Source organism: Pseudomonas sp. 43(2021) (assembly GCF_017490805.1).
Taxonomy (GTDB): Bacteria; Pseudomonadota; Gammaproteobacteria; order Pseudomonadales; family Pseudomonadaceae; genus Aquipseudomonas.
On sequence record NZ_JAFGYJ010000002.1, the window covers coordinates 275,936 to 299,247 of the forward strand.

The window sequence follows — 23,312 nt, forward strand, 5'->3', positions numbered from 1 at the left end:
TCAGACTTTGAAGCGCGACACGCCGCCACGCAGGCCCGCGGCCACCTGGCTCAGCTCATCGATGGCGAAACTGGCCTGGCGCAGCGACTCGACGGTCTGGGTGCTGGCATCGCTGAGCTGGGCCAGCGCCTGGTTGATCTGCTCGGCACCCGTGGCCTGGGCCTGCATGCCCTCGTTGACCATCAGCACGCGCGGCGCCAGGGCCTGCACCTGGTGGATGATCTGGCTGAGCTGCTCGCCCACCTGCTGCACCTCGAACATGCCGCGGCGTACTTCTTCGGAAAACTTGTCCATGCCCATGACCCCTGCCGACACCGCCGACTGGATCTCGCGCACCATCTGCTCGATGTCGTAGGTGGCCACGGCAGTCTGGTCGGCCAGGCGGCGCACTTCAGTGGCCACCACGGCAAAGCCGCGGCCGTACTCGCCGGCCTTTTCCGCTTCGATGGCAGCGTTGAGCGACAGCAGGTTGGTCTGGTCGGCGACCTTGACGATGGTCACCACCATCTGGGTGATGTTGCTGGCCTTTTCGTTGAGGATGCCCAGTTTGGCATTGACCAGGTCGGCGGCGCCCATCACCTGGTGCATGGTTTCTTCCATGCGCGCCAGCCCCTGCTGGCCGGAGCCAGCCAGGCTGGAGGCCTGATCGGCGGCCGAGGTGACTTCGCTCATGGTGCGCACCAGGTCACGCGAGGTGGCGGCAATCTCACGCGAGGTGGCACCGATTTCGGTGGTGGTGGCGGCGGTTTCGGTGGCAGTGGCCTGCTGTTGCTTGGAGGTGGCGGCGATTTCGGTCACCGAGGTGGTCACCTGCACCGACGAACGCTGGGCCTGGGACACCAGGTTGGCCAAGGCCTCGGCCATTTCGTTGAAGCCGCTTTCGATGGCGCCAAACTCGTCCTTGCGGTCCAGGCTCAGACGCATGCTCAGGTCACCCGAGCGCAGTTTGTCCAGGGCATGGACAATGCGCTGCACGGGGGCAGTGATGGCGCGCAGCAGCAGCAGGCCGCAAATGCCCGCGGCGATGATCGCCAGCAACAGCGAAACCACCATGCTGCCCTTGGCCGTGCTCACGGCGTTGACAATTTCGTTGGTGGCGGTTTCAGCAGAGGTCCGATTGTCTTCAATAACCTGGTTCAGATGCTTGCGCCCATTGACCCAGGCCGGGGTGAGCACCTCGTTGATCAACCGCTGGGCTTCGTCATAGTCGTGCTGACGGTAGGCTTCCAGTACCTGGCCGACGATCTTCATGTAGTTTTCTTCGAGTTTCACGAAGGTGTTGAAGTGGCTCTGGTCGGCTTGACTCAGGATCGTAGCCTGGTAACTCGCCATGTACTGCTTCAGGCGGTCCTCGAAACCTTTGAACAGCTCCATGTCGGCCGAGGTGATTTCACGACGGTTGGACAGGCCCACCAGTTGCTGGCTGGTGACATAGCTGTCGACCCAGGCGCTACGGATCATCGAGCTGTAGTACACCCCGGGAATGCTGTCGCTGCCCACTGCCTGCTCGGCGGATGCGATGGTCGCCAACCGCGAGTAGGCGGCCACGATCATCAGCAGCATGATGGCGATGATCACGGCGAAACTTGCCAGGATCCGTTGGCGCAAGGTCCAGTTCTTCACATTCAGCCCTCAGGAATTCACAACGAGCGGGAAAATCGCCGAAGTATAGCCCAGGCGCCCAGCGGTCATGCGGCTGAAATGTGGAGTGACCAGGTAACCTGCCTGATGGACAGGTCATTTGCTCTCCCTGAAAAGGCGCATTTCTTGTGGGAGCGGCCCATTCGCGGCACAAGGCCGCTCCCACAAAGGCCGCGCCTATTGGCCGGCGGCAAGCCTTGCCTGGCTTTCCAGTTCCTGACGCAGGGCAGGGTCCAGGCGCAGCTGGCGGGCCAGTTCGTCCAGGTAGGCGCGCTCCATGAAGTTTTCCTGGTCGACCATCATCACGCTGGCCAGGTACATCTCGGCGGCCATCTCCGGCGTTTGCGCGGCACGGGCCACTTCGGCCGGGTCCAGTGGTTTGTTCAGCTCGGCATGCAGCCAGTGCTGCAATTCGCGGTCAGTGTCCAGGCGGGTGAATTCGCCCTCGATCAACGCTCGCTCGCGTTCGTCGATGTGGCCATCGGACTTGGCCGCCGCCACCAGCGCCCGCAGCACCGCCTGGCTGTGCTGTTCGGCCTGGGCCGGCGGCAAGCGGTCGACGGTCTGTGGCTCGGCGGCGGCTACCTGCTGGCGCGCCTGCCAGTTGCCGTAGGCCTTGTAGGCCAGCACACCGAGTGCCGCCAGGCCACCATAGGTGAGGGCCTTGCCGCCATATTTGCGGGCTTTCCTGCTGCCCAGCAGCAAGCCCATGGCGCCCGCCGCCAAGGCACCGCCACCGGCACCGGAAAGCAGGCTGCCAAGGCCGCCGGCACTGGTACCAGGCTTGCCAGAGCTGCCCTTGCCGGCCTGGCTGGCGAGCAAGTCCTGGCCGGACTTGAGCAACTGGTCGAGCAATCCCCGGGTATTCATCAAACGGTCTCCACGTTGGCCAAGGGAGCCGTCAGGTTAAGCCCTGCCTGCCCGATCGCCATGGGGGGATTTGCTTCCGGATGTTGCATTGGCTGGCAAAAAGCCAACTAGACTCGATATCGCCAACACCGCACGCAATCGCACTACGCTTACAACGATCGCTTCAGGCTTGCTTGATGACTGCCCCGACCAAAATCTCCAAGAAGAGGGAACACCATGTCAGTGCACAAGACCGCATTGCTCGGCGCCACCGCCTGCGCCGTGCTGGCCAGCGCCAGCCTGCAGGCTGGCGAACCGCCCAAGGCCCTGGGGCCCGGCGAGGGCCGCCTGGACATCGTCGCCTGGCCCGGCTACATCGAGCGCGGTGAAAGCGACAAGGCCTACGACTGGGTGAGCGGCTTCGAGAAGGAAACCGGCTGCAAGGTCAGCGTCAAGACCGCTGCCACCTCGGACGAGATGGTCAGCCTGATGACCAAGGGCGGTTATGACCTGGTCACCGCCTCGGGCGATGCCTCGCTGCGGCTGATCGCGGGCAAGCGGGTACAGCCGATCAACACCGCCTTGATCCCCAACTGGAAGAACATCGACCCACGGTTGCAGAACGGTAGCTGGTACGTAGTCGACAAGCAGGTCTACGGTACCCCGTACCAGTGGGGGCCGAACGTGCTGCTGTACAACACCGACGTGTTCAAGCAGGCGCCCACCAGCTGGGGTGTGCTGTTCGAGCCGCAGAACCTGCCCGACGGCAAGCCGAACAAAGGCCGCGTGCAGGCCTACGATGGGCCGATCTACATCGCCGACGCGGCGTTGTACCTGAAGACGGCCAAGCCGGAGCTGGGCATCCAGGACCCGTACGAGCTGAGCGAAGCGCAGTACAAGGCCGTGCTGGAACTGCTGCGCCAGCAGCAACCGCTGATCCATCGCTACTGGCATGACGCCACGGTGCAGATGAGCGACGTGAAGAACGAAGGCGTGGTCGCCTCCAGCTCCTGGGGTTACATGGTCAATGGCCTGAAGGCCGAGAAACAGCCCGTGGCCTCGACCATTCCCAAGGAAGGCGCGACCGGCTGGGCCGACACCACCATGCTGCACAGCGAGGCCAAGCACCCCAACTGTGCCTACAAGTGGATGGACTGGTCGCTGCAGCCGAAGGTACAGGGTGATGTGGCGGCCTGGTTCGGTTCGTTGCCGGCGGTACCGGCGGCCTGCACCGGCAGCGAGCTGCTGGGGGCCGAAGGTTGCAAGACCAATGGCTTCGACAACTTCGACAAGATCGCCTTCTGGAAAACCCCGCAGGCCCAGGGGGGCAAGTTCGTGCCGTATAGCCGCTGGACCCAGGATTACATTGCGATCATGGGTGGGCGCTGAGGTTGCCTGAATGCCTGTGCCGGCCTCTTCGCGGGTGAACCCGCTCCCACAGGTAAAGCACCACCCTTACAGGCGGTGAGCAACTTGTGGGAGCGGGCAAGCCCGCGAAGAGGCCGACACAGGAGTAAGCCAGTTGTCCGGAGCCCATGCATGCCCCTAGCCGTCCAGTTCACCCAGGTTTCCCGCACTTTCGGCGAGGTCAAGGCCGTCGACCAGGTCAGCATCGACATCATCGATGGCGAATTCTTCTCCATGCTCGGCCCCTCTGGCTCGGGCAAGACCACCTGCCTGCGCCTGATCGCCGGCTTCGAGCAACCCACCAGCGGTTCGATCCGCATCCACGGCGTCGAAGCCGCCGGCGTGCCGCCCTACCAGCGCGACGTCAACACCGTATTCCAGGACTATGCACTGTTCCCGCACATGAACGTACTGGACAACATCGCCTACGGCCTGAAGGTAAAAGGCGTGGCCAAGGCCGAACGCCACAGCCGCGCCGAAGAAGCCCTGGCCATGGTGGCCCTGGCCGGCTACGGCGCGCGCAAGCCGGCGCAGCTGTCCGGCGGCCAACGCCAACGCGTGGCCCTGGCCCGCGCGCTGGTCAACCGGCCACGGGTCCTGCTGCTGGACGAGCCGCTGGGCGCGCTGGACCTGAAGTTGCGCGAACAGATGCAGGGCGAGCTGAAAAAGCTGCAGCGCCAGCTGGGTATCACCTTCATTTTCGTCACCCATGACCAGACGGAGGCGCTGTCGATGTCCGACCGGGTGGCGGTGTTCAACCGTGGCCGCATCGAGCAGGTCGACACCCCGCGCAATCTGTACATGCAACCGGCCACCCCCTTCGTTGCCGAATTCGTCGGCACCTCCAACGTTGTGCGCGGCGAGCTGGCCACGCTGCTCAATGGCAGCCCGGCGCCCTTCTCCATCCGCCCCGAACACATCCGTCTCGGCGACCCGGCCACAGCCGGTCAGCATGTCCAGGTCAGCGGCCTGCTGCACGATATCCAGTACCAGGGCAGTGCCACCCGCTACGAGCTGCAACTGGACAGCGGCCAGCTACTGGCGGTGAGCCAGGCCAACGACCGCTGGCAGGCGCAGGCACAGGCCTGGCAACCCGGGCAACGGGTACAGGCACACTGGCCCCGTGAAGCCATGACGGTGCTGCGGGAAACCGAGGGCCGCTGACATGAGCACACTGCGCAGCCTGTCCAACCTGCTGTACCGGCGCCCCAACCTGTACCTGGCGCTGCTGCTGATACCGCCGCTGACCTGGTTCGGCGCGATCTACCTGGGCTCGCTGCTGAACCTGCTGTGGCAGGGTTTCTATACCTTTGACGACTTCACCATGGCGGTAACCCCGGACCTGACCCTGGGCAATTTCGCCGCGCTGTTCAACCCGTCGAACTTCGACATCATCCTGCGCACCCTGGGCATGGCACTGGCGGTGTCGCTGGCCAGTGCGGTACTGGCCTTCCCCATCGCCTACTACATGGCGCGCTACACCAGCGGCAAGACCAAGGCGTTTTTCTACATCGCGGTGATGATGCCGATGTGGGCCAGCTACATCGTCAAGACCTACGCCTGGACCCTGCTGCTGGCCAAGGGCGGCGTGGCCCAGTGGTTCGTCCAGCAGCTGCACCTGGATGCCCTGCTGCAAACGGTGCTGGCGCTGCCGGGCGTTGGCGGCAGCACGCTGTCGACTTCACACCTGGGGCGCTTCATGGTGTTCGTGTACATCTGGCTGCCGTTCATGATCCTGCCGATCCAGGCCTCGCTGGAACGCTTGCCGCCGTCGCTGTTGCAGGCCTCGGCAGACCTCGGCGCGCGGCCCGGGCAAACCTTCGTGCAAGTAATCCTGCCGCTGTCGATCCCGGGCATTGCCGCCGGCTCGATCTTTACCTTCTCGCTGACCCTGGGCGACTTCATCGTGCCACAGCTGGTCGGCCCGCCCGGTTACTTCATCGGGAGCATGGTCTATGCCCAGCAAGGGGCGATCGGCAACATGCCGATGGCCGCCGCGTTCACCCTGGTGCCGATCGTGCTGATCGCGGTGTACCTTTCCATCGTCAAGCGCCTGGGGGCCTTCGATGCACTCTGAAAATGCCTCGATCGGGCTGCGCCTGGCGGCCTGGGGCGGGTTGCTGTTCCTGCACTTCCCGATCCTGATCATCTTCCTGTATGCCTTCAACACCGAAGACGCAGCGTTCAGCTTCCCGCCCAAGGGCTTTACCCTGAAGTGGTTCGCCGTGGCCTTCGCCCGGCCCGATGTGCTGGAGGCGATCAAGCTGTCGCTGCAGGTGGCCTGCCTGGCCACGCTGATCGCCCTGGTGCTCGGCACGCTGGCCTCGGCGGCGCTGTACCGGCGCAGCTTTTTCGGCAAGGAGAGCATTTCGCTGATGCTGATCCTGCCCATCGCCCTGCCCGGCATCATCACCGGCATCGCCCTGCTCTCGGCGTTCAAGACCTTAGGGATAGAGCCCGGCCTGTTCACCATCGTGGTCGGCCACGCCACGTTCTGCGTGGTGATCGTCTACAACAACGTGATCGCCCGCCTGCGGCGTACTTCGCAGAGCCTGATCGAAGCCTCGATGGACCTGGGCGCCGACGGCTGGCAGACCTTCCGCTACATCATCCTGCCCAACCTCGGCTCGGCGCTGCTGGCCGGCGGCATGCTGGCCTTTGCCCTGTCGTTCGACGAAATCATCGTCACCACCTTCACCGCCGGCCACGAACGCACCCTGCCGATCTGGCTGCTCAACCAGCTCAGCCGCCCGCGCGACGTGCCGGTGACCAACGTGGTCGCCATGCTGGTGATGCTGGTGACCATGCTGCCAATCCTTGGCGCCTATTACCTGACCCGTGGCGGCGAAAGCGTCGCGGGCAGTGGCAAATGACCCTGGAGGAGTCCCCGATGCAAACGCAGATGCTGATCAATGGCCAGCTGGTCGCTGGCCAAGGCCCGGCCTGGACCGTGCTCAACCCGGCGCTGGGCACTGCCCTGGCGCAAATCAACGAAGCCAGCGATGCCCAGGTGGACAGCGCCGTGCGCGCTGCCGACCAGGCCTTCGACAGCTGGTCGCAAACCAGCCCCAAGGACCGCTCGCAAGCCTTGCTGGCGCTAGCCGACACAATCGAAGCCCATGGCGATGAACTGGCCCGGCTGGAATCGCAGAACTGCGGCAAGCCGCTGAGCGCCGCGCTGAATGACGAGATCCCGGCAATTGCCGACGTGTTCCGCTACTTTGCCGGTGCAGCACGCTGCCTGGGCGGCTCGGCAGCCGGCGAGTACCTGCCGGGCCACACATCGATGATCCGCCGTGACCCGCTGGGCGTGGTGGCCTCGATCGCGCCGTGGAACTACCCGTTGATGATGCTGGCGTGGAAGATCGCCCCGGCCCTGGCTGCCGGCAACACGGTGGTGATCAAGCCCTCCGAACTGACCCCGCTGACCGCCCTGCGCCTCGGTGAACTGGCCCAGGACCTGCTGCCACCGGGGGTGCTGAACATCCTCTTCGGCCGTGGCCAGACGGTCGGCAACCCGCTGGTCAACCACCCCAAGGTGCGCATGGTGTCGCTGACCGGCTCGATCCCCACCGGCGCGCACATCATCAGCGCCACCGCCGACAGCGTAAAACGCATGCACATGGAACTGGGCGGCAAGGCCCCGGTGCTGGTGTTCGACGATGCCGACATCGACGCGGCCATCGACGGCATCCGTACCTTCGGCTTTTACAACGCCGGCCAGGACTGCACCGCGGCCTGTCGGCTGTATGTGCAGGATGGCATCTACGAGCGTTTCGTCGAACGCCTGGGGGCCGCAGTGGCCAGCCTCAAGCCGGGCCTGCAGGAAGCCGAGGACACCGAACTGGGGCCACTGATCAGCGCCCAGCACCGCGACAAGGTCGCGGGCCTTGTGCAACGCGCGGTTGCCCAGCCGCACATTCGCCTGGTGACGGGTGGCAAGGCAATTGATGGCGACGGTTTCTTCTTCGAGCCGACGGTGCTGGCCGATGCGCTGCAGGATGACGAAATCGTGCGCAATGAAGTGTTCGGCCCGGTGGTGTCGGTGACCCGCTTCAGCGACGAAGCGCAGGCGCTGGAATGGGCCAACGACTCCAACTACGGCCTGGCCTCATCGGTCTGGACCCGCGACACCGGCCGCGCCCACCGCCTGGCGGCGCGCCTGCAGTATGGCTGCACATGGGTGAACACCCACTTCATGCTGGTCAGCGAAATGCCCCATGGCGGGCAGAAGCATTCGGGGTATGGCAAGGACATGTCGATGTATGGGCTGGAGGACTACACCTGTGTGCGGCATGTGATGATCAAGCATTAAGGGTAAAGCCTGGGTTGAGACCGGCACCTCAGCCCAGGAGCTTTCCTGCAATCGGTTCGGCCCATTCCTAATGCCACATCCTTTAGCTTGTAGTCATCGAAACTGGATTATCACGAGGCTGGATGACATGGAATATCGAGGGCAACGAGCAAAGGTGAAATACAGCAAGGAAGACCATTCATGGGTCGGGCACCTTTGCACAACTTGCGATATCGTCGGGTTTCACGCTCGGTCGCGCAGGCTATTGCCTGCCGCGTTCAAAGAGGCAGTGGACGACTATTTGGAAGTAAATAGAAAAGGAGTAAGTATCAACGCCTGACTTTGCGCGACCTCTGTGGGAGCGGGTTCACCCGCGAACACCGGCAAAGCCGGTGCCATACACCGAGTCGCCTTCTTCGCGGGCATGCCCGCTCCCACAGATACCGCACCGCATTCAAAGGCGGTGCAATACCGTGTAGGAGCGTAATGCTTGGGTCAGGTCAATCCCGCAAGTCCGACTCGTGAATCGGGTTGGCCCGGCTGGTGGCGCGCTGGTATTGCGCAGGCCAAGTAGCTTTGTTGCCGCCCAGGTCGTCGTCAGCATGCAGCGGCCAGTACGGGTCGCGCAGCAGTTCGCGGGCGAGGAAGATGATGTCGGCCTGGCCGGTGCGCAGAATGTGCTCGGCCTGGGCCGGTTCGGTGATCATGCCCACGGTGCCGGTGGCAATTTCCGATTCCTTGCGCACACGCTCGGCGAAGCGGGTCTGGTAGCCGGGCCCTGTGGGGATTTCGGCATTGACCGAGGTGCCGCCGGAGGACACGTCGATCAGGTCGACGCCCAAGCCACGCAGGCGGCGGGCCAGTTCGACGGTTTCATCCGGGTTCCAGCCGTCCTCGACCCAGTCGGTCGCCGATACCCGCACGAACAGCGGTAACTCGGCAGGCCAGACCTTGCGCACAGCCTCGACCACCTGCAGGGTCAGGCGGATACGGTTTTCGAAACTGCTGCCGTACTCGTCGCGACGCTGGTTGCTCAACGGTGACAGGAACTGGTGCAACAGGTAGCCATGGGCGGCGTGGATCTCGACCACCTTGAAACCGGCCTTCAGGGCACGCTCGGTCGAAGCGACGAAGGCGGCGATCACATCCTGGATTTCGTCATGGGTCAGCTCGCGTGGCGGTGTGTGTTGCGGATCGAAGGCGATCTTCGACGGCCCTACCGGCTGCCAGCCGCCCTCCTCGAGCTTGACGCTGCCTTGCTTGCCCAGCCACGGGCGATAGGTGCTGGCCTTGCGCCCGGCGTGAGCCAGCTGGATACCGGGCACGCCCCCCTGGGCGGTGATGAAACGGGTGATGCGTTGCAGCGGGGCGATCTGAGCGTCATTCCACAGGCCGAGGTCTTCGGCGGTAATGCGACCATCGGCAGTCACCGCCACGGCTTCAGTGATTACCAGGCCCGCGCCACCCACGGCGCGGCTGCCCAGATGAACAAGGTGCCAGTCGTTGGCCAGGCCATCGACGGCGGAATACTGGCACATCGGCGAAACGGCGATGCGGTTGGGCAGGGTCAGCTGACGCAGGGTGTAAGGCTCGAGCAGCAGGCTCATGAGGGCACCTCCCAAGGACTCCAATGGTGATCCGGCCCGGACACTCAATTGCACGTCCCTGGCCCAGGTCCGGTCATAACTTCAGACTAGACCAGAATGGTTGGGGGGGAGGTTCAATGGGATTTCGGGTGGGGGGCGGGGTGTTTGGATCGAGAGTGATGTCGCCTATGAGATCGAGCGCCGCCCACGCGGCGCTTCGCGGGGCAAGCCCGCTCCCACATTTGTTGCAACGTGGCCATGCCTGCAAGGCCATGGTCGTCAGCCTTGGCGCATGACCAAAGACATGTGGGGCGGCAGCCGCGCCAACGGGGAGACATCGTCAGGCCAACAAAGCGGGCAACCATGGCCTGACAGGTTTGGCACGTTGCAACAAATGTGGGAGCGGGCTTGCCCCGCGAAGCGCCGCGCGGGCGGCGCTCGATCTCACAGGCGACATCACTCTCAAGGCAGGCACCTGGCAGCCCTGACCGCCGCTACAGGCAGGCACTCTGACAGGTATTTCAGATATCCCCTACGACTCAGATCTGGTGATGCCTGACCTGAGGAAATACCCTACACGTTCTGTCGACAGGCATCTGATTGTTCCCGGATACACCGCCACTTAGGCTTACTGGGTCGCTGAAATCTAGCGATGCGGGTGTGGAAACCCGGTCAATCTTCAAGTGCCTGTCGTAATGGCAGCTGTGTGCGGGAGGCCGTTTGGCCTACCGGGTTCCTTGAAGGCCGGTTTTCCACCCTGCATACAGTTGCCGCCTTTCGTGTGGAAACGGCGGTGGCAACTCCTTCAACCTTCAAGGAATTGCTATAAAAATGACTACAGAAGACACCCAATTCACCGTCGGCAAGACCACTTTCTTTCAAGGTGAAAACCAGACCCACCCATTATTTCGCATCGAAGCGGGCATTCCGTGCCGAGACGCCCGTGATCAGGCTTCGGAACTGATGGGCTATGTACGGGAGTTGACCATCGTCGGGCTGATGGATGAGAAACCCATGATGATCTGGGCTGCGCATTATCTCAGTGCGATGGCCAAGGCGCTGATGGATGATGCCGAGTTAGGTATGGCGCGCTGAGTTTGCTGTGCTCATCGATCGCACATGGGGCACATTGGCCAGCTCGCCGCAGAGCCTTGTGGGAGCGGGTTTACCCGCGAAGAATGCGACTTGGTGCATGGCACCGGCTTCGCCGGTGTTCGCGGGTAAACCCGCTCCCACAGGTACAACGCAAGCCTTGAGCCCGGCGCGGGCCCTGTGGGAGCGGGCATGCCCGCGAAGCAGGCGACGCGGTGCATGGCACCGGCTGCGCCGGTGTTCGCGGGTAAACCCGCTCCCACAGGGATATCACAAGGCCTGAAGGCAATGAGGTACCTGTGGGAGCTACGGTACTTGCAGTCAGCGCGGCTCCATGTGGGCAATCATCAGCTGCACACTTTCATTACCACGAAACTCGTTCACATCCAGCTTGTACGCCAACTCGACCCAACGCACCGTCGGGTTCGGCCACACTTCGCGGTCGACACCGAAGGCAATGCCATCCAGCCGCACCGAGCCGCACTCACTCTTGAGCACCACCTTCAGATGCCGCTCGCCCACCACGCGCTGCTCCACCAGCTGGAACACGCCATGGAACAGCGGCTCGGGGAAGTGCTGCCCCCAGGGCCCGGCATGGCGCAGGGCCTTGGCCAGGTCGAGGTGGAACTCCTCCACCGCCAGGCTGCCATCGGACAACAGGCGCCCGGTCAGGTCCTCTTCACGCAGCTGGCGTCGCACTTCTTCGTCGAACGCCTCGGCAAATGCCGGGAAATTGGCTTCAGGCAACGACAAGCCCGCCGCCATGGCGTGGCCGCCGAACTTGCTGATCAGTTGCGGATGACGCGCCGCCACGGCGTCCAGGGCATCACGAATGTGGAACCCCGGCACCGAGCGCGCCGACCCTTTGAGCATCCCCTCGCCAGCGTCGGCGAAAGCGATGGTCGGCCGGTGGTAACGCTCCTTCAGGCGCGACGCCAGAATACCGATCACCCCCTGGTGCCAGTCGGCATCGAACAGGCACAGGCCATATGGCATCGACTCGACCGGCAGGTCCTTGAGCTGCGCCAGGGCCTCGCGCTGCATGCCCTGTTCGATGGACTTGCGGTCCTGGTTCAGGTCGTCCAGTTGCCGGGCCATGTCCTGGGCCAGGGCCGCGTCTTCACACAGCAGGCATTCGATGCCCAGGCTCATGTCGTCCAGGCGTCCGGCAGCGTTCAGCCGTGGGCCGAGGATGAAACCGAGGTCGGTCGAGGTGATGCGCCGGTGATCGCGACGGGCCACTTCCAGAATGGCCTTGAGCCCCGGCCGGGCGCGGCCGGCGCGAATGCGTTCGAGGCCCTGGTGCACCAGGATGCGGTTGTTGGCGTCCAATGGCACCACGTCCGCGACGCTGCCCAGGGCTACCAGGTCGAGCAATTCGCCGATGTTCGGCTGCGGCTGCGTTTCGTAGCGCCCCAGGCTGCGCAGGCGCGCACGCAGGGCCATCAGCACATAGAAGATCACCCCTACCCCGGCCAGCGCCTTGCTCGGGAAACTGCAGCCCGGCTGGTTGGGGTTGATGATGGCGTCGGCGTCGGGCAACTCCGCGCCCGGCAGGTGGTGGTCGGTGACCAGCACCTTGAGCCCGGCGGCCTTGGCGGCTGCCACACCGTCGACGCTGGAAATGCCGTTGTCCACGGTGATCAGCAGCTGCGGCTGGCGTTGCAGCGCCACCTCGACGATTTCCGGGGTCAGGCCGTAACCGTATTCGAAGCGGTTGGGCACTAGGTAGTCGACGTGGGTCGCGCCCAGCAGGCGCAGGCCCAGCACGCCGACAGTACTGGCAGTGGCGCCGTCGGCATCGAAGTCGCCGACGATGAGGATGCGCTGGCGCTGGTCGATAGCCTCGACCAGCAGATCCACGCCGGCCTCGATGCCCTTGAGCTGCTGGTACGGCAGCAGGCGCGCGAGGCTTTTGTCCAGCTCGGCCTCGCTTTGCACGCCGCGCGCGGCGTACAGGCGGGTCAGCAAGGGTGGCAGGTTACCCAGGAATGGCAGGGTCGGCGGCAGCGGGCGAGGTTCGATACGCATGGGGGGCTTCAGCCACGCTCACCCAGCAGCCACTCCAGCTGCACTTCGTGCTGGCCACGGTCGTCGGTGACAAACAAGGTGCCTTCGCTGATCATCACGTCCCACTTGATGGTACGGGGCATGTCGGTGGCGAGGGTTTCCAGCACCTCCTGCGGCACGGCAGCGATGCTCAGGTTCTTCAGGCCCTTGACCGCATCTACCACCTTGTTCTGCCATACACGCAGGCTGCCGTAGGCCAGCAGGCTGGTGCGCTCGGTGCGGCGCGAGCACCAGGTCAGCCGGTCGGCGTCCGGCTGGCCCACTTCAATCCAGTGCAGGATGCGATCGTCCAGGCTCTTTTCCCAGAGCGCCGCTTCGTCCACATCGGACAGGCCACGGCCGAACGACAGGTTTTCGTTGTACCACAGGGCGTAGGCCAGCAGGCGCACAGCCATGCGTTCTTCGGTTTCCGAAGGGTGGCGGGCGATAGTCTGACGGACGTTTTCGTACACGCCGCGGTCGAGGTCGGTCAGGTTCAGTTCGAATTTATAGGTGGTGGACGGCTGGGCCATGGTCGACGGGCTTCTTGCGCAAAGAAAAGTGGCACAGTCTAACCGATACTGCCCTTCGTTGCCCCGCAGCAGTATCTGCCGCTTCGGACCTATGATAAAACCACGCATCTGCCCAGCTGCCACGGATGCCCCATGACTACGCCCAGCAAACCCCTCGCCGGCCTCAAAGTTGTCGAACTCGGCACCCTCATCGCTGGCCCGTTCGCCTCGCGCATCTGTGCCGAATTCGGCGCCGAGGTGGTCAAGGTCGAATCGCCCGATGGCGGCGACCCGTTGCGCAAATGGCGCAAGCTGTATGAGGGCACCTCGCTGTGGTGGTTCGTGCAGGCCCGCAACAAGCAGTCACTTACCCTCAACCTCAAGCACCCCGAGGGTCGCGAGATTCTCAAGCGCCTGCTGGCCGAGGCCGACATCCTGATCGAGAACTTCCGCCCGGGCGTGCTGGAAAAGCTCGGCCTGGGCTGGGATGTGCTGCACGCGCTCAACCCGCGCCTGGTTATGGTGCGCCTGTCAGGCTTCGGCCAGACCGGGCCGATGAAGGACCAGCCGGGCTTCGGCGCCGTGGGCGAGTCGATGGGCGGCCTGCGCTACATCACCGGTTTCGACGACCGCCCACCGGTGCGCACGGGCATTTCCATCGGTGACTCGATTGCTGCCCTGTGGGGGGTGATCGGCGCACTGATGGCGCTGCGGCACCGGGAAGTCAACGGCGGCCAGGGCCAGGTGGTGGACGTGGCCCTGTACGAAGCGATCTTCGCCATGATGGAAAGCATGGTCCCGGAGTTCGATGTGTTCGGCTTTATCCGCGAACGCACCGGCAACATCATGCCGGGCATCACGCCCTCCTCCATCCACACCAGCGCCGACGGCAAGCATGTGCAGATCGGCGCCAACGGCGATGCGATCTTCAAGCGCTTCATGCAGGCCATTGGTCGCACCGACCTGGCCGACGACCCGACCCTGGCCACCAACGATGGCCGCGACCTGCGCCGTGACGAGCTGTACGGGGTCATCGACCGCTGGGCCAACAGCCTGCCGCTGGAGCAACTGATGCAGGTGCTGAATACCGCCGAAGTGCCGGCCAGCCGCATCTATTCGGCCGAGGACATGTTCAACGACCCGCAGTACCTGGCACGCGAAATGTTCCTGCAGGCCAAACTGCCGGACGGCAAGCCGTTCCGCATGCCAGGCATCGTGCCCAAGCTGTCGGACACCCCCGGCTCCACCGAGTGGGTCGGCCCGGCGCTGGGCGAACACACCGAGGCGCTGCTCGGCAGCCTGGGCTACGACGCGGCGGCCATCGCCAGCCTGCGCGCAGCAGGCACGGTCTGAACCTGGCACTGCCCTGGTCCATGCGCGCTGCCCGTTGCCTACGTCACCTGATCCTGCTGTGCGGGCTGCTGCCCGCATTGCTGCAGCCTGCAAGCGCCAAGGAGCGCATCTTCTGGCTGGTGCGTGACCTGCCGCCGTTCACCATTTTCGAAGGGCCGGGAAAAGGCCAAGGGGTGATCGACCAGCTGTTGCCCCTGCTGATCGGGCAGATGCCCGAGTACGACCACAGCATCGTGCGGATCAACCGCGCCCGCGGTATCCAGATGCTGCAGGACCCGAAGAGCTTCACCTGCGACCCGACCCTGCTGTGGACACCGGAGCGCGCCGAGTATGTGCGGTTTTCCATGCCCTCCCTGGGCGTGCTCAGTGGCGGCCTGGTGCTGCGCAAGGACAGCGAGACGCTGGTGGCTCCTTACCTCGACGGCCAGGAGGTAGACCTGCATGGCCTGCTGAGCAAGACCCCGCTGAAGCTGGGGGTTGTCGCCGAGCGCAGCTACGGCACGCAGATCGACGCCATCCTGCGCCAGTTACCCGACACCGCGCTCAGTCGCCACTACGGCAACGACGCCACCGCCAACCTGCTGCAGATGCAACAGCTGGGGCGCCTGCGCATGGTGCTCGGCTACTGGCCTGAAGTGCGCTACCTGGTCGAGCAGCAAGGCGGAACACTGGCCGACTACCGGTTTCATCCTGTACAGGGAGTGAACCACTACCAGTTTCTGCATGTAGGCTGTTCGAACAGTGAGTTGGGGCGTGAGGCGATTGCGCACATCGACCAGCTGCTGCCTGCCCTGCGCCGGGATGTGTTGCCGGGGCTGTATGCACGCTGGCTGGACCCGGCGCTGCAGGAAGACTACCTGGAAGAGAGCAAGCGCTTCTTCGAAGACCACTGATCGCCTGTTCCGGCCCTATCGCCGGTGCAGGCGCCACAAAAGAAACCCCGGGCGCTGGGGAAACACGCCCGGGGCCAAGCGAAAGCCCTTGGGGGCTTCCCGTGACAGCCCTGCCAGCGCCGGAGCAAAGCACTGGCTGACTGCCCTTGCTACTTCTGAAAAGCCACTCAGGCAAAGGTTCCATGGGGTTGCTGGCGTTGCTGCAGCGCCGCGATCACGCAGGGTTGCAAACGCCCTTCGGCGATCTGCAGGTCACGGTGCAGGCCATCCACCAGATCGATCAACAGGCGTTGCTCCTGCAACTGGCGCTCGCTGACCGTGCGCCGCAGGGTGATACCGGTGAGGCGGTCGTGAACGGTCAATTGGCGATTACCCTGGGCATCGGCGACGCCGAAGTGGGTCTGATAGGGGGTCAGGGCTTCGTTGAGCAGTCTGCAGATTCTTTCCATCCGGATCACTCGCTGCGTGGTGGGATATAGAGGAACTGACCAACAGACGCAGCGGAAAGTTCGTTACACCGCGGCTGCTTCAGTGAGCATGCTGGGCGGACGTGACAGTTTGAATACGCCGCCAGGTGCTTACCTGCACTGCTTGCAGGGCACGCTGCAGGCGTGGCATCGACAGCGGCCAGGGCAGCTCGGCGAGCACCCACAGCCCGCGGCTTCTGGCCTCTTGGGCAAGGTTGCGGCGCCTGGGAGCAGCCTGGCCGACAAACAGCAAAGCGCGTGTTCGGTGCTGCTGTTCGAGCACGGCAAGCCCGGCCCGGGTTGGCATGGCGTGGTCAAGGATCAGCAAGTCGGGGCGGCGATCCGCGCTCAGGCAGGCGTCGAGGTCTGCGCTGGTTTCGCTGATGCGCACATGGAACATGCCCTGGGCGTTGAGGGCCTGGTGCAGGAGGATCTGGTGGGATGGGCGAGCCTGGTGGATCAACACGTAGGGCTGGTGCATGAGCCGCTCCTGATGGGAGGACCGGCTAATTTAGACTTTGCCCTGGGCGGCCTGAATAGGATGTTTCTGATGGAGCAGTGGGAAGATTCGGAGAATCAGGGCTGCTCCGCAGCCCATCGCCGGCAAGCCAGCTCCTACCCCGACCGCATAGTCCCAGGGTAAGGGCAATCCCTGTGGGAGCTGGCTTGCCGGCGATGGGCCGCAGAGCGGCCCCAATGTTTACAGCGGTTTGCCGCGGTTACCATGCTGGCTGACAAAGCCCTGCACAGCCTTCAGGTCATTGGCCAGCACCGTGCAACGCTCTTCACGGCTGAACAGGTCGCTGAGGTGCGCCGGCAGCTCCAGTGCCTTGCCCACACCGGCCTTCTCCACCGCTTCCGGGAACTTGACCGGGTGCGCGGTACCCAGCACCACCATCGGCGTGTCCAGGCTGCGGCGGCACTCGCGGGCGGCCTTGACGCCGATCGCGGTGTGCGGGTCGAGGACTTCACCGGTGGCTGCGAACACTTCGGCAATGGTTTCGCAGGTCTGCTCGTCGTTCACTGCCAGCGAGTCGAACAGCTTGCGCGCTTCGGTCCAGCGGTCTTGCTCGACGCTGAAGCCGCCACCTTGCTTGAAGTTGGCCATCAGCTCGGCAATGGCGCCACCGTTGCGGCCGTGCAGGTCGAACAGCAGGCGCTCGAAGTTGGACGAGACCATGATGTCCATCGACGGCGACAGGGTCGCGTGCAGGGTTTCCTTGACGTACTGGTTGCCGCTCATGAAGCGGTGCAGGATGTCGTTGCGGTTGGTGGCAACGATCAGCTGGCTGACCGGCAGGCCCATGTTACGTGCCAGGTAGCCGGCAAAGATGTCGCCGAAGTTGCCGGTCGGTACCGAGAACGCCACGGAACGCGCCGGGCCACCCAGCTGCAGGGCAGCGTGGAAGTAGTAGACGATCTGGGCCATGATCCGCGCCCAGTTGATCGAGTTGACCGCAACCAGGCGGGTGCCCTTGAGGAACGACTGGTCGGCGAAGCTGGCCTTGACCATTTCCTGGCAGTCGTCGAAGTTGCCTTCGATGGCGATGTTGTGGATGTTGTCACCGAAGATGGTGGTCATCTGCCGGCGCTGCACTTCCGACACGCGCTGGTGCGGGTGCAGGATGAAGATGTCGACGTTGTCGCAACGGCGGCAGCCTTCGATGGCGGCGGAACCGGTGTCACCGCTGGTGGCACCGATGATCACCACGCGCTCGTTGCGCTTGGCCAGCACGTGGTCGAGCAGGCGGCCGAGCAGTTGCAGGGCGAAGTCCTTGAACGCCAGGGTCGGGCCGTGGAACAGCTCCAGCACCCACTCGTTGCTGTTCAGCTGACGCAGCGGGGCAACGGCGGCGTGAGCGAACTCGCCGTAGGTTTCTTCGAGGATCTTCTTGAAGTCGGCGTCGGCGATGCTGCCTTCGACGAACGGGCGCATCACCCGGAAAGCCAGTTCGTGGTACGGCAGGCCGGCCCACGAGGCGATTTCTTCCTGGGTGAAACGTGGCAGGTTTTCCGGGACGTACAGGCCGCCGTCACTGGCCAGGCCAGCCAGCAGGACGTCTTCGAAATTCAGGGCCGGTGCCTGGCCGCGGGTACTGATATAGCGCATGGGTGCAAACCTTCGATGCTGGGGCCGGGGCCGCGCTGGCGGCCCGCCGGCACTATTGTTAGTTGAGCTGCTCGACGCGAATGCGCACGACCTTGCCGACCACGTCCTGCAGGGCTTCCAGGGCGACGATGGCGTCGTTGATGCGCTGCTCGACCACGCGATGGGTCAGCAGGATCATCGGCACCAGGCCGTCCTGTTCCTCGGCTTCCTTCTGCATGATCGACTCGATGTTGATGCCACGCTCCGAGAGGATGCTGGCCACCTGGGCCAGTACCCCCGGGTGATCCTTGGCCTGGATGCGCAGGTAGTAGGCGCTTTCGCAGGCTTCGATCGGCAGGATAGGGTGGGCCGACAGCGAATCCGGCTGGAAGGCCAGGTGCGGCACGCGGTTTTCCGGGTCGGAGGTCATGGCGCGGACCACATCGACCACATCGCCGACCACCGACGAAGCGGTTGGCTCCATGCCGGCACCAGCGCCGTAGTACAGGGTGGAGCCGGCGGCATCGCCGTTGACCATGACGGCGTTCATCACGCCGTTGACGTTGGCGATCAGGCGGTCGGCCGGGATCAGCGTCGGGTGTACGCGCAGCTCAATGCCTTCGGCAGTGCGGCGGGCCACGCCCAGGTGCTTGATGCGGTAGCCCAGGGCCTCGGCGTAATTCACGTCAGCAGTGGTCAGCTGGGTGATGCCTTCGGTGTAGGCCTTGTCGAATTGCAGCGGGATGCCGAAAGCGATCGAGGCGAGAATGGTCAGCTTGTGCGCGGCATCGATGCCTTCGACGTCGAAGGTCGGGTCGGCTTCGGCGTACCCCAGCGCCTGGGCTTCGGCCAGCACATCCGGGAAGGCACGGCCCTTCTCACGCATTTCGGTGAGAATGAAGTTGCCGGTGCCGTTGATGATGCCGGCCAGCCAGTTGATGTGGTTGGCCGACAGGCCTTCGCGGATGGCCTTGATCACCGGGATGCCACCGGCCACGGCCGCTTCGAAGGCGACGATCACACCCTTCTCGCGGGCCTTGGCGAAAATTTCGTTGCCGTGCACGGCAATCAGCGCCTTGTTGGCGGTGACCACGTGCTTGCCGTTCTCGATGGCCTTGAGCACCAGTTCGCGAGCCACGGTGTAGCCACCGATCAGCTCGATGACAATGTCGATCTCCGGGTTGCTCGCAACTTCGAACACGTCAGCGGTAATGGGGGTACCGGTAATCTGGCAGTTCGGGTTCTGCGAGCGCATGGCGATCTGTGCCACTTCAATACCGCGCCCGGCACGGCGGGCAATCTCCTCGGCGTTGCGCTGAAGTACATTGAAGGTTCCGCCACCGACGGTCCCCAACCCACAGATGCCTACTTTGACCGGTTTCACTGTGAACTCCCCATTGAACGGCCGACACCTATGCCGACCGTGAAACATGCCGTCACCCCATGACGACGGCGTACTGAATTGGATTACTTGGCCAGCGCCAGCTTGGCGACCTGCGGTGCCGGCTGGTAGCCCGGAATGACCTGGCCGCTTTCAAGGACGATCGCCGGCGTGCCGTTGACGCCGATCGACTGGCCCAGCTGGAACTGCTTGCTGACCGGGTTGGCGCACTTGGCGGCCTTGATTTCCTCACCCTCGACCATCTTGTCCATCGCCGCACGGCGGTCACTGGAACACCAGACGGCCTGCAACTGCTGGTCACCCGGCGAGCCGAGACCCTGGCGCGGGAAGGCGACATAGCGCACTTCGATACCGCGGCGGTTGAGTTCGGGCACCTCGGCGTGCAGCTTGTGGCAGTACGGGCAGGTGGTGTCGGTGAACACGGTGATGTGCGACTTGGTCTCGCCCTTGGCAGGATAAACCACCATCTCGGCGGCTGGAATGCCGTTGATGAGCTTGGCAATACCCAGGCGCTCGGTCTTTTCGGTGAGGTTGACCGGCTTGCCGTCCTGGATCTGGAACAGGTAGCCCTGCATCACGAACTGGCCGTCGCCGCTGGCATACAGCACGCGGCCACCCTGCAGCTTGACTTCATACAGGCCGCTGACCGGGCTGCTGGCCACGCTTTCAACGGGCACTTCCAGCTCGAGGTTCTGCAACGACTTACGGATGGCCTGCTCGGCAGCGGTATTGCTGTCGGTTGCCGCAGCAACGGCAAAGGTACTGGCCAGCGCCAACGCGGCGGCGGCGAAAAACTGGGTCACGCGCATGGGAACTCCTGAAGGCGGACAGGGGCCGGAGGGCGCCACCTGCGGAAAATACGCGGTGACCGTGCGGCCCTTGGTGCAAACCGCTCAAGCCTACCACATCACACCGCCGGTGAAGGGCCTTGCAAGGACCGGTCGGCGGAACATGAAAAACATTCATCCACGCGGGTGGTGCCGGGCGTGCAGTTGCTGCAGGCGGGCCTTGGCAACATGGGTGTAGATCTGCGTGGTCGACAGGTCACTGTGGCCCAGCAGCATCTGTACCACGCGCAGGTCGGCACCGTGGTTGAGCAGATGGGTGGCGAAGGCGTGGCGCAGGGTGTGTGGCGACAGCGGTTTGTCGATGCCGGCGACCCGGGCATGGTGCTTGATGCGATGCCAGAAGGTCTGGCGGGTCATCTGCTCGCCACGCAAGCTGGGGAACAGGACGTCGCTGGGGCGGCCATTGAGCAGTTCGGCGCGGCCATCGCGCAGGTAGCGCTGCAGCCACAGCACCGCCTCTTCGCCCATGGGCACCAGGCGCTCCTTGCTGCCCTTGCCCATCACCCGCAGCACGCCCTGGCGCAGGTTGACCTGGTCGAGAGCCAGGCTGACCAGTTCGGTAACCCGCAGACCGCAGGCGTAGAGCACTTCGAGCATGGCGCGGTCACGCTGGCCGATGGCTTCGCCCAGGTCCGGAGCCTGCAGCAAGGCTTCGACGTCGGCTTCGGACAGCGACTTGGGCAGTGGCTTGCCCAGTTGCGGCATGTCGACTTGCAAGGTCGGGTCGATGGCCACCAGCTTTTCCCGCAGCAGGTAGCGGAAGAAGCCACGCAGGCCGGACAGGAAGCGTGCCGTGGAGCGCGGTTTGTAGCCTTGGTCGAGGCGCCAGGCCAGGTGGTCGAGAATCAGGTCGCGGCCAGCGTCGGGCAAGCTGACGCCGTGTTCCTGCAGCCAGCCGTTGAACAGGGCCAGGTCGCTGCGGTAGGACACGCGGGTGTTGTCGGACAGGCCCTTTTCAAGCCACAGGGCGTCGAGGAACTGGTCGATCAGGGGGTGGTCTAGGACGGGCATGCGGGGCTGCTGGGTGTTGAAGGTGGCTTAGTGTTTCACAGCAGCATAATTGTTGTCTGTACTGGCCTCTTCGCGGCTAAAGCCGCTCCCACAGGGATATCACCGCCCTCGAGGTATGTGCGATCCCTGTGGGAGCGGCTTTAGCCGCGAAAGGGCCAGTGCAGGAGAACTCAGGCCTGGGGCAGAACCGGCACCGGGCGCTTGTCCTCGTCGATGGCGACGAAGCTGAACACGCCATGGATCGCTCGCTCGCGCCCATCCAGGTACATATTCTCGACAAATACATCCACTTGCACCTGCAAGCTGGTATTGCCCACCTTGATCACCGACCCCACCAGCTCCACGATCGAGCCCGCCGGAATCGGGTGCTTGAAGTCGATGCGGTCGGTGGACACGGTCACCAGCGGCAGGCGGCAGAAGCGCGTGGCGGCGATGAACGACACTTCGTCCATCCAGGCCAGGGCGGTGCCGCCGAACAGGGTGTTGTGGTGGTTGGTGGTGTTGGGAAATACCGCCTTGGTCACGCGGGTCACCGACAGCTCGGTGCGGCGCAGGATTTCCTGGTCTCGGGTAGTCATGGCAATCACATCTTCGGGGGGCAAAAAGCAAAAAAGCAGCCCGAAGGCTGCTTTTTTCTCGCTAGGCGGCCTTGGCCACCGGGCAAACTGTACTCAGGACAGTTTTTCCTTGATGCGAGCGGCTTTGCCGGACAGGTCGCGCAGGTAGTACAGCTTGGCTTTACGCACGTCACCACGACGTTTCACGGCCAGGCTGTCGATTTGCGGGCTGTAGGTCTGGAAGGTACGCTCTACGCCAACGCCGCTGGAGATCTTGCGCACGGTGAAGGCGCTGTTCAGACCGCGGTTACGCTTGGCGATAACGACGCCTTCGAACGCCTGCAGACGGGAACGCTCACCTTCCTTCACTTTAACCTGAACGACAACGGTGTCGCCTGGTGCGAAGGTCGGGATTTCCTTGCTCATCTGCTCGGCTTCGAGCTGCTGGATGATCTTGTTGGTCATGCTGTGCTCCTAAGATGGATACGTGATCCACCATCGATACGTTTAACTATCGTCCCGCTCGCGGAGATATTCCTCGAGCAGCTTCTTCTCTTCTCCAGAAAGCGAGCGACTTTCCAGAAGATCGGCGCGTCGTTCGAAGGTCCTACCAAGGGACTGCTTCATTCTCCAACGCCGGATGTGTGCATGGTTGCCACTTAGCAACACGTCGGGAACACGCTGATCCGCATACACCTCAGGTCGGGTGTAGTGCGGGCAATCGAGCAGACCGTCAGTGAAAGAATCTTCTTCCGCCGAGTCCACATGCCCTAAAGCTCCGGGCAGCAGCCGTGTAACCGCATCGATCAGTACCATGGCCGGCAGCTCGCCACCGGAAAGCACATAGTCGCCAATCGACCACTCCTCATCGACATGAGCCTCGATAAAGCGCTCGTCGATGCCTTCATAACGACCGGCGATCAGGATCAACGATTCCTGTTCGGCCAGGCCTTTGACCGCCTGCTGAGTCAGCTTGCGGCCTTGTGGCGAAAGGTAGATCACCTTCGCCGCTGCTCCGGTCGCTTGCCTGGCGCTAACCAGGGCGTCTTCCAGAGGCTTGATTTTCATCACCATGCCCGGACCACCGCCAAACGGACGATCATCCACCGTGTGGTGACGATCTGTGGTGTAGTCCCGCGGGTTCCAGCAAGTCACCTGAAGCAACCCCTGTTTCACCGCGCGGCTGGTAATGCCGTACTCCGTGATGGCCGAGAACATCTCGGGGAACAACGTGATGACGTCTACGCGAAGGTTACCCATCG

General features: G+C 63.7%; 22 protein-coding genes. 8 read left to right on the top strand and 14 right to left on the bottom strand.

Annotated elements, in window-relative coordinates:
- Together J5M71_RS02865 and J5M71_RS02870 are read right to left on the bottom strand one after the other, a co-directional pair.
- Nucleotides 1-1,623, bottom strand: coding sequence for a methyl-accepting chemotaxis protein (locus J5M71_RS02865; protein WP_207829512.1), 1,623 nt, complete (start codon nucleotides 1,621-1,623; stop codon nucleotides 1-3).
- Nucleotides 1,624-1,818: 195 nt separating this feature from the next.
- Nucleotides 1,819-2,511: a tellurite resistance TerB family protein gene (locus J5M71_RS02870; protein ID WP_207829513.1), complete on the bottom strand. Its 693-nt coding sequence runs from the start codon at nucleotides 2,509-2,511 to the stop codon at nucleotides 1,819-1,821.
- Nucleotides 2,512-2,727: 216 nt separating this feature from the next.
- Between J5M71_RS02870 and ydcS the strand changes: the two genes are divergently transcribed.
- The 5 genes from ydcS to J5M71_RS02895 all read left to right on the top strand — a co-directional run bounded on the left by ydcS (nucleotide 2,728) and on the right by J5M71_RS02895 (nucleotide 8,212).
- The gene (ydcS, locus tag J5M71_RS02875) at nucleotides 2,728-3,879 is read left to right on the top strand and encodes a putative ABC transporter substrate-binding protein YdcS (protein ID WP_207829514.1); all 1,152 of its coding nucleotides are present in this window, start codon (nucleotides 2,728-2,730) and stop codon (nucleotides 3,877-3,879) included.
- Between the two features lie 150 nt (nucleotides 3,880-4,029).
- A complete protein-coding gene (locus J5M71_RS02880; RefSeq protein WP_063911467.1) occupies nucleotides 4,030-5,061 on the top strand; it encodes an ABC transporter ATP-binding protein in 1,032 nt (343 codons plus the stop codon).
- Nucleotide 5,062: 1 nt separating this feature from the next.
- On the top strand, nucleotides 5,063-5,974 hold the full coding sequence (locus J5M71_RS02885; RefSeq protein ID WP_207829515.1) for an ABC transporter permease: 912 nt from the start codon (nucleotides 5,063-5,065) through the stop codon (nucleotides 5,972-5,974).
- Nucleotides 5,964-6,770 carry an ABC transporter permease gene (locus J5M71_RS02890; protein ID WP_207829516.1) on the top strand — a complete coding sequence of 269 codons (807 nt, stop codon included), beginning with the start codon at nucleotides 5,964-5,966 and terminating at the stop codon, nucleotides 6,768-6,770. Before J5M71_RS02885 ends, J5M71_RS02890 begins: the two co-directional genes overlap by 11 nt.
- A 17-nt stretch (nucleotides 6,771-6,787) precedes the next feature.
- Complete coding sequence (locus J5M71_RS02895; protein ID WP_207829517.1) at nucleotides 6,788-8,212, top strand: gamma-aminobutyraldehyde dehydrogenase; 1,425 nt, start codon at nucleotides 6,788-6,790, stop codon at nucleotides 8,210-8,212.
- A 479-nt stretch (nucleotides 8,213-8,691) separates the two neighbouring features.
- On the opposite strand, the gene J5M71_RS02900 is transcribed toward J5M71_RS02895, so the two are convergent.
- Nucleotides 8,692-9,798 carry an NADH:flavin oxidoreductase/NADH oxidase gene (locus tag J5M71_RS02900; RefSeq protein WP_207829520.1) on the bottom strand — a complete coding sequence of 369 codons (1,107 nt, stop codon included), beginning with the start codon at nucleotides 9,796-9,798 and terminating at the stop codon, nucleotides 8,692-8,694.
- A gap of 810 nt (nucleotides 9,799-10,608) precedes the next feature.
- Between J5M71_RS02900 and J5M71_RS02905 the strand changes: the two genes are divergently transcribed.
- Nucleotides 10,609-10,872 carry a DUF3077 domain-containing protein gene (locus J5M71_RS02905; RefSeq protein WP_025337923.1) on the top strand — a complete coding sequence of 88 codons (264 nt, stop codon included), beginning with the start codon at nucleotides 10,609-10,611 and terminating at the stop codon, nucleotides 10,870-10,872.
- A gap of 318 nt (nucleotides 10,873-11,190) precedes the next feature.
- Here the strand turns inward: J5M71_RS02905 and recJ are convergent, their stop codons facing one another.
- Together recJ and J5M71_RS02915 are read right to left on the bottom strand one after the other, a co-directional pair.
- On the bottom strand, nucleotides 11,191-12,900 hold the full coding sequence (gene recJ / locus J5M71_RS02910; RefSeq protein ID WP_207829527.1) for a single-stranded-DNA-specific exonuclease RecJ: 1,710 nt from the start codon (nucleotides 12,898-12,900) through the stop codon (nucleotides 11,191-11,193).
- An 8-nt stretch (nucleotides 12,901-12,908) separates the two neighbouring features.
- Nucleotides 12,909-13,451 (bottom strand): YaeQ family protein, encoded by a 543-nt coding sequence (locus tag J5M71_RS02915; protein WP_013971198.1) that lies wholly within the window; start codon nucleotides 13,449-13,451, stop codon nucleotides 12,909-12,911.
- Between the two features lie 132 nt (nucleotides 13,452-13,583).
- On the opposite strand from J5M71_RS02915, the gene J5M71_RS02920 reads away from it, so the two are divergent.
- Nucleotides 13,584-14,783 (top strand): CaiB/BaiF CoA-transferase family protein, encoded by a 1,200-nt coding sequence (locus tag J5M71_RS02920; RefSeq protein ID WP_063911461.1) that lies wholly within the window; start codon nucleotides 13,584-13,586, stop codon nucleotides 14,781-14,783.
- A gap of 20 nt (nucleotides 14,784-14,803) precedes the next feature.
- A complete protein-coding gene (locus J5M71_RS02925; RefSeq protein WP_207829528.1) occupies nucleotides 14,804-15,676 on the top strand; it encodes a TIGR02285 family protein in 873 nt (290 codons plus the stop codon).
- A 167-nt stretch (nucleotides 15,677-15,843) separates the two neighbouring features.
- Here J5M71_RS02925 and J5M71_RS02930 read toward each other — a convergent pair whose 3' ends face one another.
- The 9 genes from J5M71_RS02930 to trmD all read right to left on the bottom strand — a co-directional run bounded on the left by J5M71_RS02930 (nucleotide 15,844) and on the right by trmD (nucleotide 23,310).
- Nucleotides 15,844-16,125, bottom strand: coding sequence for a DUF3509 domain-containing protein (locus J5M71_RS02930; protein ID WP_063911459.1), 282 nt, complete (start codon nucleotides 16,123-16,125; stop codon nucleotides 15,844-15,846).
- A 79-nt stretch (nucleotides 16,126-16,204) separates the two neighbouring features.
- On the bottom strand, nucleotides 16,205-16,624 hold the full coding sequence (locus tag J5M71_RS02935) for a response regulator transcription factor (RefSeq protein WP_207829529.1): 420 nt from the start codon (nucleotides 16,622-16,624) through the stop codon (nucleotides 16,205-16,207).
- Between the two features lie 219 nt (nucleotides 16,625-16,843).
- The gene (gene thrC, locus J5M71_RS02940) at nucleotides 16,844-18,253 is read right to left on the bottom strand and encodes a threonine synthase (RefSeq protein WP_063911457.1); all 1,410 of its coding nucleotides are present in this window, start codon (nucleotides 18,251-18,253) and stop codon (nucleotides 16,844-16,846) included.
- 58 nt (nucleotides 18,254-18,311) lie between these two features.
- Complete coding sequence (locus tag J5M71_RS02945) at nucleotides 18,312-19,616, bottom strand: homoserine dehydrogenase (RefSeq protein WP_063911456.1); 1,305 nt, start codon at nucleotides 19,614-19,616, stop codon at nucleotides 18,312-18,314.
- Nucleotides 19,617-19,699: 83 nt separating this feature from the next.
- Nucleotides 19,700-20,443: a thioredoxin fold domain-containing protein gene (locus tag J5M71_RS02950; protein ID WP_085624191.1), complete on the bottom strand. Its 744-nt coding sequence runs from the start codon at nucleotides 20,441-20,443 to the stop codon at nucleotides 19,700-19,702.
- 153 nt (nucleotides 20,444-20,596) lie between these two features.
- On the bottom strand, nucleotides 20,597-21,493 hold the full coding sequence (gene xerD, locus J5M71_RS02955; RefSeq protein WP_207829530.1) for a site-specific tyrosine recombinase XerD: 897 nt from the start codon (nucleotides 21,491-21,493) through the stop codon (nucleotides 20,597-20,599).
- 170 nt (nucleotides 21,494-21,663) lie between these two features.
- Nucleotides 21,664-22,071 carry an acyl-CoA thioesterase gene (locus J5M71_RS02960; protein ID WP_025337914.1) on the bottom strand — a complete coding sequence of 136 codons (408 nt, stop codon included), beginning with the start codon at nucleotides 22,069-22,071 and terminating at the stop codon, nucleotides 21,664-21,666.
- Between the two features lie 93 nt (nucleotides 22,072-22,164).
- Nucleotides 22,165-22,515: a 50S ribosomal protein L19 gene (gene rplS / locus J5M71_RS02965; RefSeq protein WP_003252148.1), complete on the bottom strand. Its 351-nt coding sequence runs from the start codon at nucleotides 22,513-22,515 to the stop codon at nucleotides 22,165-22,167.
- Between the two features lie 42 nt (nucleotides 22,516-22,557).
- On the bottom strand, nucleotides 22,558-23,310 hold the full coding sequence (trmD, locus tag J5M71_RS02970) for a tRNA (guanosine(37)-N1)-methyltransferase TrmD (RefSeq protein ID WP_003252146.1): 753 nt from the start codon (nucleotides 23,308-23,310) through the stop codon (nucleotides 22,558-22,560).
- Between the last annotated feature and the right edge of the window lie 2 nt (nucleotides 23,311-23,312).

Excerpts from the sequence above, each read along its gene's own strand:
- J5M71_RS02920 (WP_063911461.1), top strand. The coding sequence starts at position 13,584 with ATGACTACGCCCAGCAAACCCCTCGCCGGCCTCAAAGTTGTCGAACTC.
- J5M71_RS02885 (WP_207829515.1), top strand. The coding sequence starts at position 5,063 with ATGAGCACACTGCGCAGCCTGTCCAACCTGCTGTACCGGCGCCCCAAC.
- J5M71_RS02870 (WP_207829513.1), bottom strand. The coding sequence starts at position 2,511 with ATGAATACCCGGGGATTGCTCGACCAGTTGCTCAAGTCCGGCCAGGAC.
- J5M71_RS02900 (WP_207829520.1), bottom strand. The coding sequence starts at position 9,798 with ATGAGCCTGCTGCTCGAGCCTTACACCCTGCGTCAGCTGACCCTGCCC.
- rplS (WP_003252148.1), bottom strand. The coding sequence starts at position 22,515 with ATGACCAACAAGATCATCCAGCAGCTCGAAGCCGAGCAGATGAGCAAG.
- J5M71_RS02915 (WP_013971198.1), bottom strand. The coding sequence starts at position 13,451 with ATGGCCCAGCCGTCCACCACCTATAAATTCGAACTGAACCTGACCGAC.
- J5M71_RS02935 (WP_207829529.1), bottom strand. The coding sequence starts at position 16,624 with ATGCACCAGCCCTACGTGTTGATCCACCAGGCTCGCCCATCCCACCAG.
- J5M71_RS02950 (WP_085624191.1), bottom strand. The coding sequence starts at position 20,443 with ATGCGCGTGACCCAGTTTTTCGCCGCCGCCGCGTTGGCGCTGGCCAGT.
- J5M71_RS02960 (WP_025337914.1), bottom strand. The coding sequence starts at position 22,071 with ATGACTACCCGAGACCAGGAAATCCTGCGCCGCACCGAGCTGTCGGTG.
- xerD (WP_207829530.1), bottom strand. The coding sequence starts at position 21,493 with ATGCCCGTCCTAGACCACCCCCTGATCGACCAGTTCCTCGACGCCCTG.
- J5M71_RS02905 (WP_025337923.1), top strand. The coding sequence starts at position 10,609 with ATGACTACAGAAGACACCCAATTCACCGTCGGCAAGACCACTTTCTTT.
- J5M71_RS02930 (WP_063911459.1), bottom strand. The coding sequence starts at position 16,125 with ATGGAAAGAATCTGCAGACTGCTCAACGAAGCCCTGACCCCCTATCAG.
- J5M71_RS02925 (WP_207829528.1), top strand. The coding sequence starts at position 14,804 with ATGCGCGCTGCCCGTTGCCTACGTCACCTGATCCTGCTGTGCGGGCTG.
- trmD (WP_003252146.1), bottom strand. The coding sequence starts at position 23,310 with ATGGGTAACCTTCGCGTAGACGTCATCACGTTGTTCCCCGAGATGTTC.
- J5M71_RS02880 (WP_063911467.1), top strand. The coding sequence starts at position 4,030 with ATGCCCCTAGCCGTCCAGTTCACCCAGGTTTCCCGCACTTTCGGCGAG.
- recJ (WP_207829527.1), bottom strand. The coding sequence starts at position 12,900 with ATGCGTATCGAACCTCGCCCGCTGCCGCCGACCCTGCCATTCCTGGGT.
- ydcS (WP_207829514.1), top strand. The coding sequence starts at position 2,728 with ATGTCAGTGCACAAGACCGCATTGCTCGGCGCCACCGCCTGCGCCGTG.
- J5M71_RS02895 (WP_207829517.1), top strand. The coding sequence starts at position 6,788 with ATGCAAACGCAGATGCTGATCAATGGCCAGCTGGTCGCTGGCCAAGGC.
- J5M71_RS02890 (WP_207829516.1), top strand. The coding sequence starts at position 5,964 with ATGCACTCTGAAAATGCCTCGATCGGGCTGCGCCTGGCGGCCTGGGGC.
- thrC (WP_063911457.1), bottom strand. The coding sequence starts at position 18,253 with ATGCGCTATATCAGTACCCGCGGCCAGGCACCGGCCCTGAATTTCGAA.